Source organism: Streptomyces sp. NPDC042002 (assembly GCF_055588305.1).
Genome location: NZ_JBVJCT010000085.1, coordinates 1 through 1,662 on the forward strand (window position 1 = coordinate 1; position 1,662 = coordinate 1,662).

General features: G+C 69.4%; 1 protein-coding gene. It reads right to left on the reverse strand.

Annotated features, from left to right (window positions below; all coding sequences use genetic code 11):
* Positions 1–135 precede the first annotated feature (135 nt).
* On the reverse strand, positions 136–1,572 hold the full coding sequence (locus tag ACZ6KY_RS42130; protein WP_469315529.1) for an IS1380 family transposase: 1,437 nt from the start codon (positions 1,570–1,572) through the stop codon (positions 136–138).
* Positions 1,573–1,662 lie beyond the last annotated feature (90 nt).

Consider the following 1,662-nt stretch of genomic DNA (forward strand, 5'->3'; position numbering starts at 1 on the left):
GTTTCAGTTGAGGATGATGGCTGGCTGCGCGGGGTCGTTTGGAGCGGTGTCGGTCGGTGGGCGTGGTGAGGGCCCGGCGCGGTGGGCCGGGTTCTCCAAGGTCCTTCGGGTCGCGGGTGATCAGAGGGCGGTCGCTCAGGTGGCGGGGCGAGGCAGGGCGGCCAGGCGGTGGAATGCGGCCGCGAGTTCATGTCTCCAGGGCCAGGTCGCCGATATCCGCAAGCGCAGGCGGCGGCCGCCGCAGGTGATCCGGGCGGCGACGTGCAGGATTCGGTAGCGCAGTTTCTTGGGTTCGGCGGTGGCCAGATCGCCATCCAGCAGGAGGACGCGGGTCCAGGCGAGAAGGTCGATCGCCGCGAGACTGAGTTCGAGCCAAGCGGCGTTGACCAGGAAGTGGCGGGAGGGGAAGCGGCCGAAGCCGGTGGTCTTGCCGCACCGGATGTGGTCCTCGACGGTGGCATGCCCGCGGTGGCGGACCTCTAGAAACTGGGCGGAGCCCCCGCTGGCGAACGGGGTGTCGGTGAGGAAGACCTGGTGCCGCAGGCCCTCGTCCTGGTCGAACAGGGACAGTTGGGCTCCGGGGTGCGGTCGCTCGCGGCGCACGATGATGCGGGTGCCCTCCGGATAGCCGGCAAGGTCGACCGTGCCGGTCAGCTCGGCGACCTCGGCGCCGGCACGCAGTGTTCCGTCCTGGTCCAGGGCGGGGTGCCAGACCTGTTCGGGCAGGGCCCGGATTGCGCGGCGGACCGGTTCGGTGACCGCGTATCCGACCGAGAAGAAGGTGCGGATTCCTCGTATCCGCATGTCTCGGACGTGGGCGAGGAAGGCTTTCGCCGATCCGGCGCTGTCGGTGCGGACGAGGATGTCGGTGCCGTGCCGGTGGGTGTCGGGGATCTGCGCGAGAGCGTCGTCCAGCACCGCGATGTGATCGGCGGCGGTGTTGGCTCCGGCGTTGCCGGGCCGTAACTGCCCGGACATGCCCTCACCGGTGTTGGCCAGGAAACACACCAGAGGGTGGAATCCGAAGCCGCCTTTGTAGGTGGGTGCGGCTTGGTCCTTCTCGGAGTGGCAGGTCACCAGCGTGGCGTCGAGGTCCAGGACCAGGCCGGGCAGTTCCCGTCCGCCGGCTTTTGCCGCCGGTATGCCGGAGCGGGTCTCGGCGGCCTGCAGCCAGGCGACCTCTCGTGCCTGGGCGCGGGCCGTTCGCAGCCGAGCGAGTCCGCTCTCGTCGATGTCGGCGAGCAGCCGCCAGGCCGTCGGTGTCGAGGCGACCGGGCCGAACACCTCGCCCTGGTCCCGCAGCACGGCCAGATCCGTGATGGCCTCCCCGCCATCAGCCAGCATCACCGCGAGGTCGGTGGCGATCCGGCCCGGGTCGTGGCCAGTGCCGCGTCGCCGAAGTGGTCTCAACGCGGTGGAGTACGCGCTGGTCAGTCCGGTGGCATCGGCGAGATCAGCCAGCAACCGTGCCCCGGCGTGACCCACCACCCCGGCACCGTCAGCAGAGACATGGAGCTTGGGACGCGAACCGATACCCTGCACGCAGAAAGTGCCTTCCGCCTGGACCGACAGAACCCCTCGACAAGGTTCATCGTCCCAGCTCAGAAGGCACTTTCGCGTTACCGCACAGAACCCGGCCCCACACCAAGTGAAACGGCGAGG